This window comes from Streptomyces sp. NPDC019531 (genome assembly GCF_044903305.1).
Taxonomy (GTDB): domain Bacteria; phylum Actinomycetota; class Actinomycetes; order Streptomycetales; family Streptomycetaceae; genus Streptomyces.
The window spans coordinates 160801-179191 of the sequence record NZ_JBJDQL010000015.1 but is presented as its reverse complement, the minus strand read 5'-3'; the positions used below and the strand labels follow the sequence as shown (position 1 = coordinate 179191).

Below are 18391 nucleotides of genomic sequence, written 5' to 3'. Positions count from 1 at the left end.
CGCACGCGCTACACAAGCCCCCACCGAACCGAAACAGGCCGCCGCAGGCACATAGGGGCGCGGGGAACTGCGCAAAACGCCCGCCCCCACCCACCCCGCACAGGCCACCGCAGGACATGGCAATGCCGGCGCAGCTCCCCAGCTGCGCCGGCATTTTTGCCGTCCGCCGCACCCCCGTCCCCACGGGGTTTCATGGGTGGATGTCCCCGCCCGGACCGCTCTTCCGGGCCTGAGGTCGCCGCTCAGCGCCCCAGCATCACTCCCACGGACGACGCTTGTGTGGTCACTGTCTCCCAGCCGTCGAAGACGACGAGGAGCAGGACCGCCAGTGGAAGGGCCATGAGCGTCGCCACCAGTGGGTGGCGACGGCCCGTACGGCGGGGCTTCTGCATGCGGGACAGTGTCCGCGGTGCCGTAAGAGCCATGGTCCCTCTCCTGACCGTTCTGACGTTGTCTTTGGCAGCGGCGGGTGTCTGACCTCGGGGGACGAGTGCTGCACCCGCCGCTTGACCTCAAATCTAGGCGTCACGGCCTCCCCGCACGTCATGCCCTCGTACCGATTGCCGGGCCTCCCCGAGGATGAGCCATGACCAGCGGAGTACTCCCGTGGGTGGAGGCGAGGACCTAGGTCTCGGGGTCTTCCCGGAGGGGCCGCCCGGTCTGCCCCGCTTTCTCCGAGCTGTCCTCCCGCGGCACCGGCTGCTCGACCAGCGCCAGCACCCGCGTCGCCATGAAACGGGCCGTCCGCACCACCGAGCCGTTCCGCGTGACTTCGCTCACTTCCACGACACCTCGTCGTACCGCCGTCTCCACCCGGCGGCCCGCCCTGCTCGCCACCACCTCGTACGTGCGCGTCGTGTCCCCTGCGTCCACGACTATCTCCACGCGATCACCCTTCACGGGTTCAATCCCCCTTCTGCGACGGGTGGTTGGAATCACACTCGCAGCGAAATCGCCCTCTCCGCCGATCCCCTGACCACCCCTCAAGTCTCCCACCCGGCACTGACAATCCACCGGGACGAGAGGGCGCGGCCTCTGCGCGCGGCGGCCCGTGGAAACGTAAGCTGTCGCTCGTCACACGGACCGGGCAGCGGGGATGAACATGGCGATGATGCGCCTGAGGCGCGAGGACCCGCGCGTCGTCGGCTCGTTCAAGCTTCACAGACGGCTCGGCGCGGGCGGGATGGGCGTCGTCTACCTGGGCTCCGACCGCAAGGGACAGCGGGTCGCGCTGAAGGTCATCCGGCCCGATCTCGCAGAGGACCAGGAGTTCCGGTCACGGTTCGCGCGCGAGGTCTCCGCCGCCCGGCGGATCCGCGGCGGGTGCACCGCACGGCTCGTCGCGGCGGACCTGGACGCGGACCGGCCGTGGTTCGCCACCCAGTACGTGCCCGGCCCTTCCCTGCACGACAAGGTCGCCGACGAGGGCTCCCTGGTCGCGGCCGAGGTCGCCGCGATCGGCGCCGCCCTCTCGGAGGGGCTCGTCGCCGTGCACGAGGCAGGTGTCGTGCACCGCGACCTCAAGCCGTCCAACATCCTCCTCTCCCCCAAGGGTCCCCGGATCATCGACTTCGGCATCGCGTGGGCGACCGGAGCCTCCACCCTCACTCACGTCGGCACCGCCGTCGGCTCCCCCGGCTTCCTCGCGCCCGAGCAGGTGCGCGGCGCGGCCGTGACTCCTGCCACGGACGTGTTCTCGCTGGGCGCGACCCTGGCGTACGCCTCGATGGGCGACTCGCCCTTCGGGCACGGCAGTTCCGAGGTGATGCTGTACCGCGTGGTGCACGAGGAGGCGCAGCTGCACGGCGTGCCCGACGCGGTGGCCCCCCTCATCCGCGCCTGTCTGGCGAAGGACCCCGAGGAGCGGCCGAGCACGCTCCAACTGTCGCTGCGGCTCAAGGAGATCGCGGCCCGCGAGACCCAGGGACTGCCGGATCTGCGTCCGCCCGGGCCGCGCGGCGGCGAGGCGGACCGGCCCACCGGACGGATCGCCGACACCTACCCGGACCGGGCCACGCAGCGGCGTCCGCAGGGGCAGTCCGGCACGCCCAGTTCCCCGGGGACTCCTCCGGCACGCGGTACCGGACCGGTCCGCGGTCAGGCCCCCGCACGGGGCGGAGTCCCCTCGCGCGGCGGCAGCACCCCGCGCGGCAACGGTGTGCCCTCCTCCCGTCCTGGCTCCCGCCCCGCCCCGGCGTCCTCGCGGAACACGACCCGCTCCGGGAGCGGAAGCCGTCCCGCGCCGCGCAGCGGAACCGGACGGCCCGCGCCCAGGAACACCAAGACGGGGTTGCGTCCCGCGAACCCCCGCCTGCTGCGCCAGCGTCTGTTCGTGTTCGTCGTCGTGACCCTGCTCGTGGCGCTCGCCATCGCCGCCGCCCAGGGCTGCCAGGGGCCGCCGCGTGGACTGGGCGTCGACAGCGGGGTCGTACGGGAACAGCACCAGGGGCAGGTACGCACTTCGCCGGAGCACGAGCCGCCGATGCAGTCGGTCGGCGACAGGACGGACTGAGCACGTCACCGGGACGGCCGTGACCGTGGGCACGACCGGGGCCGTTCAGCCCTGTGGCCGCCCCGTCGCCACGGCGTAGAAGGCGACCGCTGCCGCCGCTCCCACGTTGAGGGAGTCGACGCCGTGGGCCATCGGGATGCGGACCCATTCGTCGGCGGCGACCAGGGCCTGGGTGGTCAGGCCGTCGCCCTCGGCGCCGAGCATCAGGGCGACCCGGTCCATCCTGTGCGGGGCGGCCTCGTCGAGGGTCTTGGCCTTGGCGTCCGGGGTGAGGGCGAGGAGGGTGAAGCCGGCCTCGCGGACCGACTCCAGGCCCTTGGGCCAGCTGTCGAGGCGGGCGTAGGGGACGGAGAAGACCGCGCCCATCGAGACCTTGACGCTACGGCGGTACAGGGGGTCGGCGCAGTCCGGGGACAGCAGGACCGCGTCCATGCCCAGGGCCGCCGCCGAGCGGAAGATCGCGCCGATGTTGGTGTGGTCGTTGACCGACTCCATGACGACCACCCGGCGGGCGGTCTGGAGGAGCTCGGCCGCCGTGGGCAGGGGTTTGCGCTGCATGGAGGCGAGCGCGCCGCGGTGCACGTGGTAGCCGGTGACCTGTTCGGCGAGCTCCGGGCTGACGGCGTACACCGGGGCCGGGAGCTCGTCGATGACGTCGCGCATGACGTCGACCCACTTGGCGGACAGCAGCATGGAGCGCATCTCGTAGCCCGCGTCCTTCGCCCGCCGGATGACCTTCTCGCCCTCGGCGATGAAGAGGCCCTCGGCGGGTTCGCGTTTGCGGCGCAGTTCGACGTCGGTCAGGCCCGTGTAGTCGTGCAGGCGTGGGTCGTCGGGGTCCTCGACGGTGATGAGATCGGCCACAGGGTGATACTGCCTTGTCCTGGGTGCGGTGCCAACGGCTGGGAACGGACTGTGTTACCCCGGGTTACGCCAGTGGCGCCGGCGACTGCGGTCCCACGGCCACGACCTCACCGACGACGATGACCGCCGGGGGCTTCACGTCCTGGGCGACGACCACCTCACCAACCGTCGCCAAGGTGGCGTCGACCCGGCGCTGGGCGGCCGTCGTGCCCTCCTGGACCAGGGCGACCGGGGTGTCGGGCGACTTGCCGTGGGCCACGAGGGTCTCGGCGATCCGGCCGATCTTGTCGACGCCCATGAGGATCACCAGGGTGCCGGTGAGCCTGGCGAGCGACGGCCAGTCGACCAGGGAGCGCTCGTCGTCGGGGGCGACATGACCGCTGACGACCGTGAACTCATGTGCAACCCCGCGGTGGGTGACCGGGATGCCGGCCGCGCCCGGGACCGAGATGGAACTGGAGATGCCGGGGACGACGGTGCAGGGGATGCCGGCCTCGGCGAGGGCGTGCAGCTCCTCCATGCCGCGGCCGAAGACATAGGGGTCGCCGCCCTTCAGCCGTACGACCGACTTGCCCTGCCTGGCGTGTTCGATCAGGGCGTTGTTGATGGCCTCCTGGGCCATGAAACGCCCGTACGGGATCTTCGCCGCGTCGATCACCTCGACGTGCGGCGGGAGCTCGGCGAGGAGGTCGCGGGGACCGAGGCGGTCGGCGATGACGACATCGGCCTCGGCGAGGAGGCGGCGGCCGCGGACGGTGATCAGGTCCGGGTCGCCGGGGCCGCCGCCGACCAGGGCGACACCGGGGGTGCGGGTGCGGTGGTGGGGGGCGACGAGGGTGCCGTCGCGGAGGCCCTCCACGACCGCGTCCCGGATGGCGGCGGTGTGGCGGGGGTCGCGGCCCTTCACCCTCGTGGTGAGGACGGCGACCGTGACGCCCTCGCTGTGGCCCGTCGCCGGGGTCCAGGCGGTGGCGGCGTCGGCGTCGTCGGAGCGGACGCACCATACACGGTGCCGCTCCGCTTCGGCGGAGGCACGGGTGTTCGCGTCCGTGTCACCCGTGGCGATGAGGGCGTACCAGGCGTCTTCGAGGTCGCCTTCCCGGTACGGCCGCTGTGCCCAGGTGATCTCACCCGCGTGCGCCATCGCCTCTACGGAGGGGGTCGCCGAGGGGGATACGAGGAGAATGTCCGCGCCTGCCGCGATCAGGGCCGGGAGGCGGCGCTGGGCCACCTGGCCGCCGCCGAGGACGACGACCTTGCGGTCGGTGAGGCGGAGGCCTACGGGGTAGGCGGGGTTCTCGGCCATGAGGGGCGGCTCCTCTGTACGGCGGTGCAGTGGCCCTGACGTGCGGATTTTACGGGGTGGGTGGGGCGGGCGGCGCAGGTGTCCGGTGGCTGGGCCTGCTTGCCGGGCACGGACTCACGTGCGAAGGGACTCGGAGACAGCGCGTCCCCGAGTCCCTCGCTCAGGTCCTACTTCTCTGTCACCCCGGCGGAGTCGAACGTCGCCACCTCGTGCATCGCCCGGGCCGTGCTCTGGACCAGCGGCAGGGCCAGCAACGCGCCCGTGCCCTCGCCGAGGCGGAGGTCGAGGTCGACCAGGGGGCGGAGGCCGAGTTTGTTCAGGGCTGCCACGTGGCCGGGTTCCGCACTGCGGTGGCCCGCGATACAGGCCGCGAGGACCTCGGGGGCGATGGCGCGGGCGACCAGGGCGGCGGCGCCCGCGCTGACGCCGTCCAGGATGACCGGGGTGCGCAGGGAGGCACCGCCCAGGAGCAGACCGACCATCGCCGCGTGTTCGAAGCCGCCGATCGCCGACAGCACGCCGATCGGGTCGGCGGGGTCAGGCTGGTGGACTTCGATCGCGCGGCGGACGACCTCGGTCTTGCGGGCCAGGGTCTCGTCGTTGATGCCGGTGCCACGGCCGGTGACCTCGGCGGGGTCGGTGTCCGTGAACACCGAGATCAGGGCAGCGGAAGCGGTGGTGTTCGCGATGCCCATCTCACCGGTGAGGAGTGCCTTGTTGCCGGCCGCGACCAGGTCGCGGGCGGTCTCGATGCCCACCTCGATGGCCTGCTTGGCCTCCTCGCGGGTCATCGCGGGACCGGTGGTCATGTCGGAGGTGCCCGCCCGAACCTTGCGGGGCAACAGGCCGGGCGTGGCCGGGAGTTCGGACGCCACACCGACGTCCACCACACACACCTCGGCGCCCACCTGACCGGCGAAGGCGTTGCAAACGGCCCCGCCGCCGAGGAAGTTGGCGACCATCTGGGCGGTCACCTCCTGCGGCCAGGGGGTGACGCCCTGGGCGTGCACGCCGTGGTCACCGGCGAAGATCGCGACGGCCGCGGGCTCCGGGATCGGCGGCGGGCACTGCCGCGAAAGCCCGGACAACTGCGCGGAGATGATCTCCAGCATGCCGAGCGCGCCGGCCGGCTTCGTCATCCGCTTCTGCCGCTCCCAGGCCTCGCCGAGCGCCTTGGCGTCCAGCGGGCGGATCTGGGCGACGGTCTCGCCCAGCAGGTCGTGCGGCTCCTCGCCGGGCAGGGCGCGACGGCCGTACGTCTCCTCGTGCACGACCCAGGACAGGGGGCGGCGCTTGGACCAGCCGGCCTGCATCAGTTCGGGCTCGTCCGGGAACTCGTCGACGTACCCGACGCACAGGTAGGCGATGACTTCGAGGTGCTCGGGCAGGCCGAGCGCGCGGACCATCTCCCGCTCGTCGAAGAAGCTGACCCAGCCGACGCCGAGGCCCTCGGCGCGGGCGGCGAGCCAGAGGTTCTCGACGGCGAGCGCGGCGGAGTACGGGGCCATCTGCGGCTGGGTGTGCCGGCCGAGGGTGTGGCGGCCGCCGCGGGTCGGGTCGGCGGTGACGACGATGTTCACCGGGGTTTCGAGGATGGCCTCGATCTTCAGTTCCTTGAACTGCTTCGCCCGGCCCTTGGGCAGAGACTTGGCGTACGCCTCGCGCTGGCGCTGGGCCAGGTCCTGCATCGCGGCACGCGTCTCGGCGGAGCGGATGACGACGAAGTCCCAGGGCTGCGAGTGGCCGACGGACGGGGCCGTGTGCGCGGCCTCCAGCACGCGGAGCAACACCTCGTGCGGGATCGGGTCACTGCGGAAGCCGTTGCGGATGTCACGGCGCTCACGCATGACCTTGAGCACGGCCTCGCGCTCGGCGTCGTCGTAGGCGGGCGCGGCGGGGCCTGTGGACTGTTGTCTTTCCTCCACGGCTGCCGTGCTCGCTTCTTCCGGTACTTCCTGGTCTTCCTGATCGGCCGCCCTGGTGTCCAGGTCGTCCGCCTGCTGTACGAGTTCGGGGGCGCCGTCGGCCTCGCGCGGGGCCGGGACCACGGGTTCCTCCCTCTCGTCCGTGGGGACCGACAGGGGGTGCGGCGGGGTCGGCGCGAGATGCGGGGTGGTCGGCACCGAGCCGTCCACCGGCACGAACTCGCCCAGAGGCTGGTCCGGTTGGGGCTCCAGGGGCACAGCGGAGGGCAGTACAGCGGGAGCCTCGGCGCTGCCGGGGAACGCGAACTGGGGCTGGGCGTCGGGGAGTTCGGCGGCGAGCGGCTGGGGGGCCGGGGACTGGGGGCCCTGCGGGGGCTGGTTCGGAGTGACCGCCGGGTCCGGCGGCTGTACCGCGGTCGGCTGTACGCCGGTGTCGTCCGCGTCCGCCGCGACGGGCTCCGGCGCCTCCTGGGCGAGGGTGGCGACCGCCGCGTCCACGAGGAGCGGCCCGCCGACGGGGCCCTGCGGTGCCTCGACGCGCTGGGGTGCCGGGGCGGGTTCCTGGGCCTGCTCCGGCGCCGGTGCCGCCTGCTCGACGGGGGCGGCTTCCTGCGCGGCGAGCGGCTCGGGAACCATGGTGTCCGAGTCGGCCTCGGCGGGAGCGGCGGCGTCGACCTCGCTGGTCGCGGTGGCTTCGTCCGTCGCCTCCGCAGCCTGCTCGGGCTCCGGCGGAGTGACGGCTTCGGAGACGTCCGGGGTGACGGTCTCCTCGACGGGCGGCGCGGCGGCTTCCGGAGCGGCGAGGGCTTCCTGTGATGCGTCGGCGTCCTGAGCGTCGCCGTCCTCCGACACGACGGGCACGTCCTGGGCGACGACCTCTTCCGGCGCGGTGTCCTCGGCGGGCTGGGCGATGTCAGTCGCGGAAGCCTCGCCGTCCATGGCCGGCTCGGCGCCCACGATCTCCGCCTCGGGCACGAGGGCCTCGCTCTCGCCTGCGGGCACGATGCTCTCGGCGTAGGTGGCCGGCTCGGGAGTCTCCACGACAGGCACGGCCTCGGGCGCGGGTTCCTCCAGGGCGGCGGCGGGCACGGGCTCAGCCGCCTCGTAGGTCTGCCCGTCCTCTGCCACCGGTACGGCTTCGGCGGCGTCGACCTCGCCCGGAGCAGCAACCGTCTCCGCTTCGGCGGCATCGGCGGCATCGGCGGCTTCGGCGGCTTCGGCGACGGGACCAGTGCCCGGCGCCTGCGCGTCGTCGACGGCTTCCGCGACGCCCTGCGCGCTGTCCACGGCAGGGCCGGCATCGGGGACCTGAGCCGCGTCGGGCACCGATCCGTCCACCAGGTCCAGCCCCGGGTCCAAGTCGCCTTCGGCGGCTGGGGCGACCTCACCGCTCACGATCTGAACCGCATGGGGCAGGACACCGTCCCCCTGCACCTGCCCGGCGCCGAGGTCGGCACCGGCGACAGGAGCGGGCTCGCCCTCGACGGTCGGAACCCCGCCCGCCCCGGAGCCGTCACCCAGGACCTGAGCCCCGTCACCCAGAACCTGACCCACGTCGGCGACCGGAACCTCCACGGCCTCCGGGGCGTACCCGCCCTCCGGAACCTGCCCGGCATCCGCCACCGGGGTCACGGGAACCTCGTACCCCGCGGCCTCCGTCTCGGAGGCGAGGCGGGCCATCGTCGCCTGTGCCGCGCCCGCCGGCTCCTGGGCTGGAACAACCGTTTCGGCAGCCTGGGCCACCGTGCTCACCGGCGTCTGGACGGCGGCCTGGGCGGGGGCGCCCCACGGGACCGCGCCCTGCGGCTGCGAGGCGTCGTAGTACTCGGGACCGGTGGCCAGGGCCGGACCGGGCTGCCGTACCGGAACGCCCGCGGGGCCGCGGTCCGCGAGGGAGCGGACCGGGCTGGCGGAGGTGTCGGGGATCGGCGGCCCGAGGTGCAGGGGCCGACGAGGGGTGATGGGCGGGATCGGCATCGAGGGGGCCTGCAGCTGGGGCGTACGGACCGCGCTGAGGTCGTGCGCACCGCTGTCGCGGCCGGACATCTCGTGCGGTCCCGGCTCGTGGACGGTCTCGACGACCGGCTCCGGCGCCGGTGGGGCGACCTCGTTGCCCCAGGGGCTCTGGGCGCCCGGCAGCAACAACAGGTCTTCGTCCTCGGCGGTGGTCTCGGAGAGGTAGGTGTACGCACCCGGCGTGGGGACGCCCGGCTGTTCCACCATGCCTGCGTTCTCCGGCAGCCCGTCGCCCGGAACCTGGCCGGTGTCGGTCATGCGTACCCCTCGCCCATCGGTTAGTGCTTCTACAACCAGCTCACCGGGGACGGCGCACCGACCGCCCCCCGTAGTGAAGAACGAGCGTGCGTGCCCAGCGGCACGAACGGCCCGCCGAGAAAGACGACAAAGCCATTAACTGGCATTGTCCCGGCCGTTGCTCCGTCGCGACAGGTTGATCCGCGACGGTCCGCTGTGGACTGCGCCACGTTGCGCGTCCTCCGGTTCTGCCGTACCACACCCACCCCAAAACGGGCGCGCTTTCCGGACATTGACGAACGAATGCCGAGTCACCCGGTGCGGTACAACGGTCGGCCAGCCTACCGCGCGCAGTACGACAACAGGATCACGGGGACGGCGAAGCAACGACCGGCGGTGTCAGGCCGTGCGGTCCGAAAGAACCCCGCTGAGCAGGAACGCGACACTCCGTTCTGTCTCCGCCCAGGCCCTGGTGTCGAGTTCGACGGACTGGAGGAGGGCGCACTCGACGCGGTAGCCGTGTTCGGTGAGGTCCCGGCCGACGAGTTCGGCCTCGTCGCGGGTGGCCGCGTGGGCGACGATCCGCTGTGGGCGCCGGTCGGCGACCGCGGAGACCACGGCCACTCCCCCGCCGCCGACGCGGACGACGTCCGGTTCGGGGAGGTTCTCCAGGACGTGCGGGGCGGTGCCGTAGACGATCTGGACCTGGACTCCGAAGGCGCGCGCGTTGGACTCGGTGCGCTCGCAGGCCCGCATGTCGCGGTCGACGGCGATGACGGCGGCCCCGGCCCGGGCGGCCTCGGTGGCGAAGGCACCGCTGCCGCAGCCGATGTCCCACACCAGGTCGCCGACGCGCGGTCCCAGCCGGACGAGTTGGGCCGCGCGCAGCGGTTCCAGCTCGCCTTCGCCCATGAGACCGCCGTAGGACTCGGCGGGCAGTGTCCAGCCGCGCGGCGCGGCGGCCGGGTCGCGCCCCGCGATCCATCCGCCGTCCTCCGTCACGGCGGCGGTGCCGCCGATGACGATGACGAGGTTGGGGTCGCGCCAGGTGTGGTCAGCGGCCTTGTCGGAGGTGACGACGGTGACCTGTTCGCGGTCGGTGCCGAGTTCCTCGCAGATGACGAAGGTGCGGTGGACGCCCTCCATCAGCAGGCCGAGTTCGGCGGGCCCTGCGCCGGGCGAGGTCAGGACGGCGACCTTGGTGTGGGCTCGGCACACATTCACCGCGCGTCGGAGGGTGCGGCGGTGTGCGACGACCACCTGGGCGTCGTCCCAGGGCATACCGGCACGGGCGAAGGCGGCGGCGACCGAGGAGACGCCGGGGACGACCTCGACCTCCAGGCCGAACTCGGGTGCGCGCAGGGCCCGTACGACTCCGAAGAACCCGGGATCGCCGTCGGCGAGCACGACCGCGGTGCCGCGGTGGCCGGTGATGCGGCGGGCGGCGAGGGCGACACTGCCGAGGCGGATGCGTTCGGCGGTGGGCGGCACCTCGGGGAGCGCCAGGTGGTGGGCGGCGCCCGCCACCAGCGTGGCGGCGCCGAGGGCGGAGCGTGCCGCGGCGGTCAGCGGCGAGCCGTCCCAGCCGATCACCGTGACCCGGTCGGCCATCGTGTCTCAGTCTCCAGGGGTGTGCGCAGGTGGTCGTCGGGAGGGTACCCGGTACGACGAAGAAGCGCTTTCGCCGACCTCGGTCCGAAGCCGGTCAGTTCCATTCGGAGTACGTCGTGAAGTCGCCCGTGTCCGCCAGTTGCTCGTCGGCGCCGTCGATGTCCTCGGGCAGCAGGCTCCACACGATGAAGTCGGTGCGGACGTCGCTCCAGGTGCCGTCCTCGGCGCGGACATGCGCTATGCAGGCGTTCCGCAGGACGCCCTCGCTGATACAGCCGATCTTCTGCGCGACCTGCTGGGAGGCGGTGTTGTCAGCCGCGGTGCGCAGCTCGATCCGCTCGAACTTCTGGTCGGTGAACAGCCACTGGGCGGTGGCGAGGGCGGCTTCGGAGGCATAGCCCTCGCCACGGGCCCACGGGGCGACGATGTACGACAGCTCGGTGGCGCGCACACGCCAGTCGGCCTTGGTGAGCTGGACGATGCCGACCAGGCGCTGGGTGAGGAACTCCGTGACGGCGAGGTCGAGTCCGCGCCCCGCCGCCCGCTCGGCCGGCGCGTACTCGGTGATCCAGCCGCGCGCCCGGTCCTCGCCGTACGGCTGGGGAACGTCGGTCCAGGCCCCGACCTGCTCGTCGTTCATCATCGCGGCCAGCGCGGGTACGTCGTCCTCGTCGAGGGGGCGCAGCACCAACCGCTCCGTGCTGATGGAGATGTTGGGGAAGCCAGTCATGCGCCACTCCGTAACCGTCGGAAAACCTGAGGGCCTGCGAACTGTCCAGCATGCAGCATGAAAGCAGCGAACCGCACCGCGGGGTCCACACCTCGTGACCGTGTGGACCCCGTGCGTGGCGATACGTCGTATACGCGCCGGTAACCCCGTGCCGCTCAGAAGGACGCGATGACGGAGCCGGCGTACTTGTCCTCGATGAACTTCTTGACCTCGGCGGAGGTGAGCAGCTTGGCGAGCTTCTTCACACGCGGGTCGTCCTCGTTGCCCTCCTTGACCGCCAGGAAGTTGCCGTAGGGGCTGTTCTTCGCGGACTCCAGGACGAGGGCGTCCTCGGCCGGCTTGAGGTCGGCGGAGATGGCGTAGTTGCCGTTGACGACCGCCGCGTCCACGTCGTCGAGGGAGCGCACGGTCTGGGCCGCCTCGACCTCCTTGAACTTGAGGTTCCTCGGGTTCTTGGTGATGTCCTGCGGGGTCGCCTCGCTGCCGGCGCCGTCCTTGAGCGTGATCAGCCCGTTGGCGGCGAGCAGCTTCAGGGCGCGGGCCTCGTTGACGGCGTCGTTCGGGACGGCGACGGTCGCGCCGCTCTTCAGGGCGTCGGCGCTCTTCACCTTGTGGGAGTAGAGGCCGAGCGGCTCCAGATGCACCGTGACGACGGGCACGATGTGCGTGCCGCGCTTCTTGTTGAAGTCGTCGAGGTACGGCTGGTTCTGGAAGTAGTTGGCGTCCACCGAGCCGTCCTCGGTCGCCGTGTTCGGCACGATGTAGTCCTGGAACTCCTTGACCTCCAGGTCGAGCCCGGCCTTCTTCGCGAGGTTCTCCTTGACGTAGTTCAGGATCTCGGCGTGCGGGGTGGGGCTCGCGGCGACGACCAGCGGTCCGCTGGTGTCCGAGGCGGAGTCCGAGCCGGACGAACCGCAGGCGGAGAGCCCGAGGGTGAGGGCTCCGGCGGCGAGGACGGCGGTGGTGAGCTTTGCGGTGTTACGCACGAAAAGTGCCTTTCCTTTTGGGTGCGGCGATCCCGTGAAGGGGTGCACGGGAGGATCCGGGGTGTCTCAGACGGTCTTGGTGTCCGCCGTGGCGGCCTTCAGCAGCCGCAGTTTCGGCGCCGGCCCCGAGCGTCCGCCGCGACGGTGCAGCGAGCGGGCCGCGTAGTCGCCGGCGAACTGGATGAGCGAGATGACAACGGCGAGGATCGCGACGGTGATCCACATGAGCTGGGTCTCGAAGCGTTGGTAGCCGTAGCGGATGGCGATGTCGCCGAGGCCGCCGGCGCCGACCGTGCCTGCCATCGCGGAGTAGCCGATGAGGGCGACGATCGTGGTCGTGGTGCTGGCGATGAGGGACGGCAGGGACTCCGGCACGAGCACCTTGCGGACGATCGTCCAGGTGTTGCCGCCCATCGACTGCACGGCCTCGACGAGCCCGCCGTCCACTTCGCGGACAGCCGTCTCGACGAGACGCGCGAAGAACGGGATCGCGCCGATGGCGAGCGGCACGATGGCTGCCTCGCGGCCGATGGTCGTGCCGGTGATCGAGCGGGTGAAGCCCATCAGCGCGACCATCAGGATGATGAACGGCATCGATCGGGCGACGTTCACGACCTGCCCGATGACCTTGTTCGCGACGATGTTCTGGAGCAGACCGCCCCGGTCGGTGAGGACGAGGAGGACGCCGAGCGGAAGGCCGCCCACGACGGCGATGAGCGTGGACCAGCCGACCATGTAGAGGGTGTCCCAACACGCCTGCTCCAGCAGGGGCTGCCTCGTCGAAAAATCAGTCCAGGTCACTGGACACCTTCCTTCACCAGCTGCGGCTCACCGACGACGTCGATCTGGAGGCCCTGTTCGCGCAGGAAGCCGACCGGCACCACGTTGTCCTCGTAGCGGCCGGGGAGTTCGATGCGCATCCGGCCGACCTGGAGGCCGCCGACGGTGTCGATGGCGGCACCGAGGATCGATATGTCGATGTTGTAGGTGCGCGAGAGCTGGGAGATGACGGGCTGGGTGGCGGCCTCGCCCTGGAAGGTGACGTCGAGGACGGTCCGGTCCTCGCCGGTGACCTCGCCGCCGACGGGGAAGAGCGCGGAGGCCAGCTCGGAGCCGGGGGTCGCGAGCAGCTCGCTGACCGTGCCGGACTCGACGATGCGCCCGTTCTCCATGAGGGCGGCCGAGTCGCAGATCGACTTCACGACGTCCATCTCGTGGGTGATGAGCAGGACGGTGAGTCCCAGCTGCCGGTTCAGGTCGCGCAGCAGCTGGAGGATCGAGCGGGTGGTCTCCGGGTCGAGGGCGCTGGTGGCCTCGTCGGACAGGAGCACCTTGGGGTCGCCGGCCAGGGCGCGGGCGATGCCGACACGCTGCTTCTGGCCGCCGGAGAGTTGGGCGGGGTACGCCTTGGCCTTGTCGGCGAGCCCGACGAGGTCGAGGAGTTCGCGTGCCTTCCGGGAGCGCTCCCTGCCGGAGGTGCCGAGGATTTCGAGCGGCAGCTCGACGTTGTCCTGGACGGTCCGGGAGGAGAGCAGGTTGAAGTGCTGGAAGACCATGCCGATACGGCTGCGCGCGTGCCGCAGCTCCTTGCCGGCCCGGGGGCCGCGCCCCGCGAGGGCGGTGAGGTCCTGGCCGGCGATGGTCACCGTGCCGGCGGTGGGGCGCTCCAGCAGGTTGACGCAGCGGATGAGCGAGGACTTGCCGGCGCCGGACTGGCCGATGACGCCGTACACCTCGCCTTCGCGGACATGGAGATCGACGCCGTCGAGGGCGGTGATCTCGCGACCGCGTGAGCGGTAGACCTTCGTGAGGCCTGAGGTCGTGATCACTGGGTTTCCGTCACTGTCGAGTACGCGGGCGTGGGTGTGCCCTGGTACGGGAGAGAAGTCGTGCGCGGGCACATGGGTCACGTACGGCGGTCACGGCGTACGGACATGCCGGGGCGGCTCGCTTCGGGGCGCGAGGCTCAGGGGGTGGTGCGGGGGCCCTCTAGCAGGCGCACATTCGACACATACAACGAGCACCGGGCGTCATGGTCGCCTCGGTCGCAGGGGTGCGGCAGCTCGTCGTGGTCATGCGATCAGTAAAGCAGACCCATGGGAACGACCAAGAACCCGCTGTCCGTATGACGGACAGCGGTGGACAGGTGTCAGCTCCGGACGGAGATCTCCACGGTCCCGGCGGTGACCAGTGCCGACAGGGCCGACAGGTCCTCGACCACGAGGTCGGCGTCGAGCTCGTGGGCCTGGTGCGTTGTGGTCAATGCCACGGTGGTCATGCCGGCGGCACGGCCCGCGCGGAGGCCCGCGGGAGCGTCTTCGAAGACGACACAGCGTGCCGGGTCGACGCCTAGTTCGCGGGCGGCGAGCAGATAGGGCTCCGGGTCGGGCTTGCCGCGGGTGACGTCGTCGGCGGTGACCAGCGTCTTGGGCAGGATGCCGACCGCTTCGAGGCGGGCCTCGGCGAGACGACGGGTGGCGGAGGTGGCGACGGCCCAGCGGTCGGCGGGGAGGGAGTCGAGAAAGGCCTTGGTGCCGGGCAGCAGTTGGACCCCGCCGTTGGGTACGTCCTCCACCTCCAGCTGCTCGATCCGCGCGAGGGCCGCCGGTACGAGGTCGGCGGGGAGCAGGTCGGCGGCTATCTCGACGGCCGGGCGGCCGTGAAGTTCGACCCTCGCGAAGGCCTCGGCGGTGATGTCGAACTCCTCGGCCCAGCGCGTCCAGCAGCGATGGACGGATTCGAGGGAGGAGACCAGGGTTCCGTCGTTGTCGAACAGGAGGGCTTCGGCATGGATCTTCATGTCCTCGACCCTACGGTGCGCGGCGGGGGCGGCCGCATCAGGCCTTTTGAACCGTAATAGGCTCGCCGCATGTTTGATGCCCTGACGCTGGTGACCGGCGTCGCCGCGCTGCTGCTGGCCGCCTGGTGCGGCTGGGCCGCGTACCGTGACCAGCCGACCAAGGACTGGCACTTCATCGGGATGGCCGTGGTGTCGGTGCTGGCCCTGGTCCAGTTGGTGATCGGGGTCGTCCAGCTCGGGCGGGGCGAGAAGCCGGAGGAGGGTACGACGATCTTCGTCGCCTATCTGCTGGGGGCGTTCGCGTGTGTGCCGGCGGCGGGGTTCATGTCGCTCGCGGAGCGGACGCGGTGGGGGTCGGCGACGGTTGCCGCCGGCGGTGTGGTGCTGGCCGTTCTGGAGGTGCGGCTCTATGACATCTGGGGAAGCTGACGTGAGCCGACGGTTGACCAGTGGGCCGGGGACGCTGCTCGTCTGGCTGTACGGCGTGATGGTGGTCGGGGCGGTGTCGCGGTCGGCGGTGCAGATCTCCACCGAGTTCGACCGGGCGCCACTGGCGTACTCGCTGTCCGCGGTGGCCGGTGTGGTCTACGGGTTCATCACGTACTCGTTGGTGCGGGGTGGCGAGACTGCGCGTAAGGCGGCGCTGGTGTGCTGCGTCGTTGAGCTGTTGGGTGTGCTGACCGTCGGCACGTGGACACTGGTGGAGCCCTCTGCGTTTCCGGATGCCACGGTCTGGTCGGACTTCGGGATCGGGTATCTCTTCATCCCTGTGCTCTTGCCGCTTTCCGCCATTTATTGGTTGCGGAAAGGTGCGCCTAAGGGGGATGCCGCCTGAGGTCGTGTGGGCGGCATCCGGCCGTATGTGGCTGATCGCGCCCGCGCGGCGGAGCCGCACATCGACACAGCCCCGCGCCCCTGGAGACAAAAACTCAAGCCGTAGCTGCGTATGTGCCCGCGGGCTTCTCCAGGACGATCATCGGGACTCCGTCCGCACCCTCCGACGTGCCCACCGTCTGGTAGCCGACCTTGCGGTAGAGGCGGAGGTTGCCCTCGCTGCGGTGGCCGGTGAAGAGGCGGAAGCTCGTTGCCCCCCGCTCTTCGGCCAGGGCCGATTCGGCTGCCCGCAGAAGCCTGGCGCCGATTCCATGGCCCTGGAGGCGGGGGTGAACGCAGAGTTTGCCGATGGCGGCCGAGCCGTCCTCGGTGACGCGGCCGCGGACCGAGCCGACCACCTCTTCGCCCAGGCGGGCCACGAAGACGCAGTCCGAGACCACCTCCGCACGGACCGAGTCCAGGCTCTGGACCAGCGGATCGATGCGGTAGTTGCCGTACAGCGCCGCCTCACTCTGGAAGCACAGGTACTGCAGCCTGAAGATCTGCTCCGCGTCCTGCTCGGCCGCCGCAGAGATGGTCACGCTCATGCCCATGTGCGCACGCCTCCCGCTCACCTGATCGCCTGTCGTCCCCCACTCCTATCCCCGCGTTCGGCGTGTCGCAACCTCCGGTGCAAGCAGTCGTCGCAGACATCCCAGGCATCTGGAACGTTCCGGACCGAGACTGCCCTGTGAGATACCCAACTCCCCCGCGATCTCCCGGTAGGTGAGGTCCCTCGGGGAGAGCAGGGCGGCCATGAGGGAGGGGCAGCGGCCGGGCAGTCGGCGCACCGCGTCGTGCAGGGCCCTGCGGCGGGCCGCGGCGAGGGCGAGCTGCTCGGGGGTGCGGTCGTCGTCGGCCACGGGTTCGGTGTCGTACGGCCGTTCGCGGCGGGTCGTACGACGGGTGCGGCGGGACTCGGAGCGGACGGCGCGGCGGAGCCAGCCAGGCGGATCGACGGGTGGGCCCTGCGTCTCCAGGTGTTCCAGGAGGCGGAGCCAGACCGCCTGCTCCAGGTCGGCCGGTTCCGTATCGGTGGCGTGTGCCTCCGCGGAGGCCTCGGCGGTGAGCAGCGGGCGCAGGGTGGTGACCAGGTCGGGCGTCATATGCGGTACGACACGGCCGCCCGGGTTCTGGGTTGCCCGGGCGGCCGTAAGTCACCCCGATCGGGGGCCGGCGGCTCAGCCGTTGACGAAGTCCTGGCGGGCGAGGACGCCGGTGTCCGCGTTGTCGGTGAAGACGCCGTCGATACCGGTGGCGAAGTACCTCTTGAAGGCGCCGAAGGCGTCTCCGTAGGCGTCCGCGTCCGTGCCCTTGCGGTATTCCGTCGGCAGGAAGGGGTTCTCGTTGCGCATGGTGTAGGGGTGCAGGATCAGCCCGACCTTGTGCGCGTCGGCGACCAGGGTGGTCTCCTGGTCGAGGCTGCCGTCCGCCTTCTTCGTGATGACCAGGTCGAGGGTCGGGCCGATGCCCTGGGCGTAGCCGGCGATCTCCCTCAGGCCCTTGGGCGTGATCAGGTCGGCGACGGTACGCGGGTCGCCCGACTCGACGAAGTCCCAGGGGCGGGTGGTCGCGGCGGACAGCAGTACGACGAGGGGGTTGTCGACCAGCTTGTTCAGGCGCTGGATGCTGGTCGGCTCGAAGGACTGCAGGATGACCGGGGAGTTCCGCCTGTCCTTGCCGTGCTTGTGCAGGAGCTTGGCGACCCGCCCCTCAAGACCCAGGCCGAGCTTCCGGAAGTAGGTGGGGTGCTTGGTCTCGGGGTAGATCCACACCTGCTTGCCGCGCTTGCGGGTCTGCTCGTCCTGCCACTTCAGGACCTCCTCGAAGGTGGGGATCTCCCAGCGGCCGTTGTAGAGCGTGTTGTGCGGGCGGTTCGCCGGGATGCGCTCGATCGCGCGGAGCGTCTTCAGCTCGGCGAGCGTGAAGTCCTCGGTGAACCAGCCGGTGGTGGAGACGCCGTCCAGGACCTTGGTCTTCTTGCGGTCGGCGAACTCCTTGTGGTCGGCGACGTCGGTCGTCCCGCCGATCTCCGGCTCGTGGCGGCAGACCAGATGACCGTCCTTGGTGGGGACGAGGTCACCGGCCTCGACGATGTCGGCACCCAGGTCGAGGGCGAGCTGGTAGGAGCCGAAGGTGTGCTCGGGGCGGTAGCCGCTGGCGCCCCGGTGGCCGATGATCGTCGGCACGGGCAGGCTCTTCAGCCCGCCGCCGCCATGTCCGGCGGATCCGGCCTCGGCTGCTCTCGCCGTACCGGAAAGGCCCAGGACCGCTCCCCCGGCGCCGAACATCGCGGCCCCGAGAAGTGCCCGCCGTCCGGTGCTGCCCGCCTGCTCGTCCTGCGAACCCATGTGGACCCCTCCTGCCGTCGCCGCTTCGATGCGGGCCGATCGTAGGTGCGTGTCCATGACGGACGGGAGACCTCGGGCGGAACAAGCGGGTGACTCGGGATGTCGTATGGGAACAGATGTCTGACGACACGTCGGCTTCATGGCGGTAGGCCGGGGTACGCGTGGTTCGGGGCGACCTCC

17 protein-coding genes are annotated in these 18391 nt (G+C 71.2%); 3 read left to right on the top strand and 14 right to left on the bottom strand.

Annotation, left to right across the window (positions count from 1 at the left end):
- Nucleotides 1-242 precede the first annotated feature (242 nt).
- Both ACI2L1_RS20070 and ACI2L1_RS20065 read right to left on the bottom strand, forming a co-directional pair.
- Nucleotides 243-425: a hypothetical protein gene (locus ACI2L1_RS20070; RefSeq protein WP_404740672.1), complete on the bottom strand. Its 183-nt coding sequence runs from the start codon at nucleotides 423-425 to the stop codon at nucleotides 243-245.
- 199 nt (nucleotides 426-624) lie between these two features.
- Nucleotides 625-900, bottom strand: a complete 276-nt coding sequence (locus ACI2L1_RS20065; RefSeq protein ID WP_007380750.1) for a hypothetical protein — start codon at nucleotides 898-900, stop codon at nucleotides 625-627.
- Nucleotides 901-1096: 196 nt separating this feature from the next.
- On the opposite strand from ACI2L1_RS20065, the gene ACI2L1_RS20060 reads away from it, so the two are divergent.
- Nucleotides 1097-2512 (top strand): protein kinase, encoded by a 1416-nt coding sequence (locus ACI2L1_RS20060; protein ID WP_404740671.1) that lies wholly within the window; start codon nucleotides 1097-1099, stop codon nucleotides 2510-2512.
- A 45-nt stretch (nucleotides 2513-2557) separates the two neighbouring features.
- On the opposite strand, the gene ACI2L1_RS20055 is transcribed toward ACI2L1_RS20060, so the two are convergent.
- The 9 genes from ACI2L1_RS20055 to ACI2L1_RS20015 form a co-directional block, all read right to left on the bottom strand.
- The gene (locus ACI2L1_RS20055) at nucleotides 2558-3376 is read right to left on the bottom strand and encodes an RNA methyltransferase (RefSeq protein ID WP_069761407.1); all 819 of its coding nucleotides are present in this window, start codon (nucleotides 3374-3376) and stop codon (nucleotides 2558-2560) included.
- Between the two features lie 64 nt (nucleotides 3377-3440).
- Nucleotides 3441-4682, bottom strand: coding sequence for a uroporphyrinogen-III C-methyltransferase (gene cobA / locus ACI2L1_RS20050; RefSeq protein WP_404740670.1), 1242 nt, complete (start codon nucleotides 4680-4682; stop codon nucleotides 3441-3443).
- 167 nt (nucleotides 4683-4849) lie between these two features.
- The gene (gene cobT, locus ACI2L1_RS20045) at nucleotides 4850-8881 is read right to left on the bottom strand and encodes a nicotinate-nucleotide--dimethylbenzimidazole phosphoribosyltransferase (protein ID WP_404740669.1); all 4032 of its coding nucleotides are present in this window, start codon (nucleotides 8879-8881) and stop codon (nucleotides 4850-4852) included.
- Nucleotides 8882-9259: 378 nt separating this feature from the next.
- Nucleotides 9260-10471: a precorrin-6y C5,15-methyltransferase (decarboxylating) subunit CbiE gene (cbiE, locus tag ACI2L1_RS20040; RefSeq protein ID WP_404740668.1), complete on the bottom strand. Its 1212-nt coding sequence runs from the start codon at nucleotides 10469-10471 to the stop codon at nucleotides 9260-9262.
- Nucleotides 10472-10565: 94 nt separating this feature from the next.
- Nucleotides 10566-11201 carry a GNAT family N-acetyltransferase gene (locus ACI2L1_RS20035; protein ID WP_404740667.1) on the bottom strand — a complete coding sequence of 212 codons (636 nt, stop codon included), beginning with the start codon at nucleotides 11199-11201 and terminating at the stop codon, nucleotides 10566-10568.
- Nucleotides 11202-11356: 155 nt separating this feature from the next.
- A complete protein-coding gene (locus ACI2L1_RS20030; protein ID WP_404740666.1) occupies nucleotides 11357-12187 on the bottom strand; it encodes a MetQ/NlpA family ABC transporter substrate-binding protein in 831 nt (276 codons plus the stop codon).
- Between the two features lie 66 nt (nucleotides 12188-12253).
- Nucleotides 12254-12988, bottom strand: a complete 735-nt coding sequence (locus tag ACI2L1_RS20025) for a methionine ABC transporter permease (protein WP_404740665.1) — start codon at nucleotides 12986-12988, stop codon at nucleotides 12254-12256.
- Nucleotides 12985-14016, bottom strand: a complete 1032-nt coding sequence (locus ACI2L1_RS20020; protein ID WP_404740664.1) for a methionine ABC transporter ATP-binding protein — start codon at nucleotides 14014-14016, stop codon at nucleotides 12985-12987. The genes ACI2L1_RS20025 and ACI2L1_RS20020 overlap by 4 nt, the downstream gene beginning before the upstream one ends.
- A gap of 320 nt (nucleotides 14017-14336) precedes the next feature.
- Nucleotides 14337-14987, bottom strand: a complete 651-nt coding sequence (locus tag ACI2L1_RS20015) for an HAD family hydrolase (protein WP_404740663.1) — start codon at nucleotides 14985-14987, stop codon at nucleotides 14337-14339.
- 69 nt (nucleotides 14988-15056) lie between these two features.
- Between ACI2L1_RS20015 and ACI2L1_RS20010 the strand changes: the two genes are divergently transcribed.
- Together ACI2L1_RS20010 and ACI2L1_RS20005 are read left to right on the top strand one after the other, a co-directional pair.
- Nucleotides 15057-15416: a hypothetical protein gene (locus ACI2L1_RS20010; protein ID WP_404740662.1), complete on the top strand. Its 360-nt coding sequence runs from the start codon at nucleotides 15057-15059 to the stop codon at nucleotides 15414-15416.
- Nucleotides 15397-15822, top strand: a complete 426-nt coding sequence (locus ACI2L1_RS20005; protein ID WP_404740661.1) for a hypothetical protein — start codon at nucleotides 15397-15399, stop codon at nucleotides 15820-15822. The genes ACI2L1_RS20010 and ACI2L1_RS20005 overlap by 20 nt, the downstream gene beginning before the upstream one ends.
- Before the next feature lie 94 nt (nucleotides 15823-15916).
- On the opposite strand, the gene ACI2L1_RS20000 is transcribed toward ACI2L1_RS20005, so the two are convergent.
- From ACI2L1_RS20000 to ACI2L1_RS19990, 3 genes are all read right to left on the bottom strand, one after another.
- Entirely contained in the window at nucleotides 15917-16414 is a 498-nt protein-coding gene (locus ACI2L1_RS20000; RefSeq protein WP_404740660.1) for a GNAT family N-acetyltransferase, read from the bottom strand.
- A 45-nt stretch (nucleotides 16415-16459) separates the two neighbouring features.
- Nucleotides 16460-16966 (bottom strand): sigma-70 family RNA polymerase sigma factor, encoded by a 507-nt coding sequence (locus ACI2L1_RS19995; RefSeq protein ID WP_404740659.1) that lies wholly within the window; start codon nucleotides 16964-16966, stop codon nucleotides 16460-16462.
- Between the two features lie 75 nt (nucleotides 16967-17041).
- Nucleotides 17042-18211, bottom strand: coding sequence for a glycerophosphodiester phosphodiesterase (locus ACI2L1_RS19990; protein ID WP_404740658.1), 1170 nt, complete (start codon nucleotides 18209-18211; stop codon nucleotides 17042-17044).
- Nucleotides 18212-18391 lie beyond the last annotated feature (180 nt).

Bases quoted from the DNA above. Each gene is read 5' to 3' on its own strand.
- ACI2L1_RS20070 (WP_404740672.1), bottom strand. From the start codon at position 425: ATGGCTCTTACGGCACCGCGGACACTGTCCCGCATGCAGAAGCCCCGC.
- ACI2L1_RS20060 (WP_404740671.1), top strand. From the start codon at position 1,097: ATGAACATGGCGATGATGCGCCTGAGGCGCGAGGACCCGCGCGTCGTC.
- cobA (WP_404740670.1), bottom strand. From the start codon at position 4,682: ATGGCCGAGAACCCCGCCTACCCCGTAGGCCTCCGCCTCACCGACCGC.
- cobT (WP_404740669.1), bottom strand. From the start codon at position 8,881: ATGACCGACACCGGCCAGGTTCCGGGCGACGGGCTGCCGGAGAACGCA.
- cbiE (WP_404740668.1), bottom strand. From the start codon at position 10,471: ATGGCCGACCGGGTCACGGTGATCGGCTGGGACGGCTCGCCGCTGACC.
- ACI2L1_RS20035 (WP_404740667.1), bottom strand. From the start codon at position 11,201: ATGACTGGCTTCCCCAACATCTCCATCAGCACGGAGCGGTTGGTGCTG.
- ACI2L1_RS20015 (WP_404740663.1), bottom strand. From the start codon at position 14,987: ATGAAGATCCATGCCGAAGCCCTCCTGTTCGACAACGACGGAACCCTG.
- ACI2L1_RS20010 (WP_404740662.1), top strand. From the start codon at position 15,057: ATGTTTGATGCCCTGACGCTGGTGACCGGCGTCGCCGCGCTGCTGCTG.
- ACI2L1_RS20005 (WP_404740661.1), top strand. From the start codon at position 15,397: ATGACATCTGGGGAAGCTGACGTGAGCCGACGGTTGACCAGTGGGCCG.
- ACI2L1_RS20000 (WP_404740660.1), bottom strand. From the start codon at position 16,414: ATGGGCATGAGCGTGACCATCTCTGCGGCGGCCGAGCAGGACGCGGAG.
- ACI2L1_RS19995 (WP_404740659.1), bottom strand. From the start codon at position 16,966: ATGACGCCCGACCTGGTCACCACCCTGCGCCCGCTGCTCACCGCCGAG.
- ACI2L1_RS19990 (WP_404740658.1), bottom strand. From the start codon at position 18,211: ATGGGTTCGCAGGACGAGCAGGCGGGCAGCACCGGACGGCGGGCACTT.